This window comes from Undibacterium sp. Ji83W, from assembly GCF_049340385.1.
GTDB lineage: Bacteria > Pseudomonadota > Gammaproteobacteria > Burkholderiales > Burkholderiaceae_D > Undibacterium.
In genome coordinates, this window is sequence record NZ_JBMPOZ010000053.1 from 1 (window position 1) to 2654 (window position 2654).

Here is a 2654-nt window from a genome sequence, read left to right on the forward strand (position 1 = left end):
CCAGGCATGACACTGGAGGCGGATGTGTTGCAAGACAGTAGGAAAATTTGGGAATGGGTACTGGAGCCAGTGCTGGCAATGAGCCAGCGTGCCTAGAAGCAGAAACAAAGAATTTCAGAATTCGATGCTGGGTCTGTCAGGAAAACCCAACAGACCCAGCCCGAAAAAACCGATAAGGGTGATCAAGACCCTGATCGGAGTAGTAAAGCCATGCCATGAGGTATGGTTCACTTAACCATGTATAGGAGTAACATAAAATGCGTATTATTTCAAATGAAGAACTGTTGAAACTGGTAAGCGGTGGTGACGGAGAGCAAACCGGTAAAAGAATGACTCAAGAAGAAAAAGATGAATATGATGATCAGCAAGCGAGGGAAGCGGCGGCTGAGATTCGTCGCGAAACACGTGGTACTACGGGTTAATGTGACCGAGTAGCTTTTGTAAGGCAAGCAGCGTAATGATATGTTGCTTGCCTTATTCTTTATTTTTAAGGGAATGAATTTAACTGTGAAAATGATCAACGCAATTCTCGCATTACTTTTACTGTCTGTCATGGCCGCAGTTAGCGCAAAACAGTCTGAACAGTTGTTGACTAAAAATAGCCAGGAAACAGGAATATTTGTTCGGGAACTTGAAGGAATAAGCGAATACAAATTAAGTAATGGTTTGCAGATACTACTTATACCAGATGCGTTTGCAAAAAATACTGTGGTGAATTTGACTTATCGCGTTGGTTCAAAGTACGAAGCACCAGATGAAAAAGGCATTGCACATCTTTTTGAACATTTTGCTGTAATGCGTGGATCTGGGCATCATCCAGATTTACAGCAAGAAATGAAAGATCGAAAATTCAAGCGAGTAGGAATTACAAGTGCAGACTACACTTATTATCGTTCTAATTTTGAGACTAAAGATAATTATCTTGACTGGATTCTGAATGTAGAAGCTGATCGCATGCAGAATTTCTCTTACTCAAAAGATAGCTTGCACACAGCTTTATCTGAAGTCTTGGACGAGCTTAGGGACAATGATTCGAACATCAGAAGATTTCATTACAAGAAAATGCTTGAAACTGTTTTCCAGAAGCATCCCTATGGAACAGATGTCTTGGGAAATCGCCGGGATCTGGAAAATATTCAACTCGATGCGGTGAAAAATTTCTGGGGAAAACATTACCACCCCAACAACGCAACAATAATTATTGCAGGTAATTTTGATGTGGAAAAAGCCTTAATTTCTGTTGCCAATGCATTTTCTGAAATTCCCGGATATAAAGAACCTGTATCGAATATCAGTGTGGGAAAATTCCCACGACAGACTCAAAAAGAATTTCTTATTCGTAGGCCCAAAGAACGATCTGTCGTTTTTTTAGCATATCGTACAGAAGGTATTTCTCATCCAGACTATGCTGCTGCAACATTGATAGGTGAATTGCTATCAAGTGATAACGGAATACAAAGCTGGAAAAAGAAATTTTTGAATTCAAAGAAATCTAGTAGTTTTAATAGCGGGAATTTGCAATTTTCAGAAGCGAATGCACTAATGTTTTATGCAGAACTGGATTTTGGTGATGCAAAAAAAATTCCTCAAGTTAAAGATTTTTTTTTGCAGCAAGAATCGAATCTTAATAAAAAGAAGTTCAATCAAATTGAATTGGACGAAATCAAAAATCAATACAAAGTAAAAGCGAGTAATGAACGTAAGGACATAAAAGTTTTTTCAGAAAAACTGTCGAGTTACATTGCTGGTGGTGATTGGCGCCTATATTTTTGGGAGCGGGATCGCATACAAGAAATGACATTGGAGCACTTGCACAGAGTCTCGAAATCTTTGCTAGTCCCAAGTAACCGCACTGTTGGGATATTCATGGAAGAAAATAAATAATGTAAAAACGCCCCTTTCATTCAAACCAGATAATCCGCCGGGCCAGTTCAAAGAATTGGATGGTAAAAATTAGAGGCTCAGCCAAAGAGCGCTGATTAAGCCCCGCACACCATTCGCAAGCGATTGATTTTTCGAGAGTTAATTTGACAGTTTTGGACTTATCAGAAATGCCCCAAGTATGGAATTAACTAACATGTCAATCTTTTTTATCTGAATGCGTAGCCAACTTCAAACCGAATCCAGCGAATGCGGCCTGGCCTGTCTCGCTATGGTTGCCAGCCATTTCGGCTACCACACTGATCTTGCAGATCTGCGCCGCCAATTCTCCATCAGTCTCAAGGGTGCAACGCTGGCGCAACTGATGCGCCATGCGTCTGCCATGCAATTGAACAGCCGCCCCCTGCGTCTGGAACTCGATGAGCTCGATCAACTGGCCTTGCCCTGCATACTGCACTGGAATTTGAATCACTTCGTTGTACTTAAAGCAGTACGGAAGGACTGGCGCGGTAAGCAGACGCTGATTTTGCTTGACCCCGCAGTTGGTGAGCGTTGCGTCACTGTCGAAGAAGCCTCGAAGCATTTTACCGGTATAGCCCTGGAACTGGCACCCAGCCCAGCCTTTAAACCGAAGGAAGAAAAGAAACAAGTCGCCCTGCGCGACCTGACCGGTCATATCGTTGGCCTGCGTCCGGCCATCGTCAAAGTCATTGCCCTTGCTCTGGCGTTAGAAATTTTCGCCATATGCTCACCCCTTTTCAACCAGTTCGTCA

At 42.4% G+C, this 2654-nt stretch carries 3 protein-coding genes; all 3 read left to right on the top strand.

Features of this window, described 5'->3' with window-relative positions:
• The first annotated feature begins 257 nt into the window (after positions 1-257).
• Entirely contained in the window at positions 258-422 is a 165-nt protein-coding gene (locus tag ACO0LD_RS31640; protein WP_423013496.1) for a hypothetical protein, read from the top strand.
• Positions 423-462: 40 nt separating this feature from the next.
• Positions 463-1884, top strand: a complete 1422-nt coding sequence (locus ACO0LD_RS31645; protein WP_423013498.1) for a M16 family metallopeptidase — start codon at positions 463-465, stop codon at positions 1882-1884.
• 214 nt (positions 1885-2098) lie between these two features.
• The coding region (locus tag ACO0LD_RS31650; protein WP_423013500.1) for a cysteine peptidase family C39 domain-containing protein at positions 2099-2654 on the top strand (556 nt) is incomplete at its 3' end.

Excerpts from the sequence above, each read along its gene's own strand:
- ACO0LD_RS31640 (WP_423013496.1), top strand. The coding sequence starts at position 258 with ATGCGTATTATTTCAAATGAAGAACTGTTGAAACTGGTAAGCGGTGGT.
- ACO0LD_RS31645 (WP_423013498.1), top strand. The coding sequence starts at position 463 with ATGTTGCTTGCCTTATTCTTTATTTTTAAGGGAATGAATTTAACTGTG.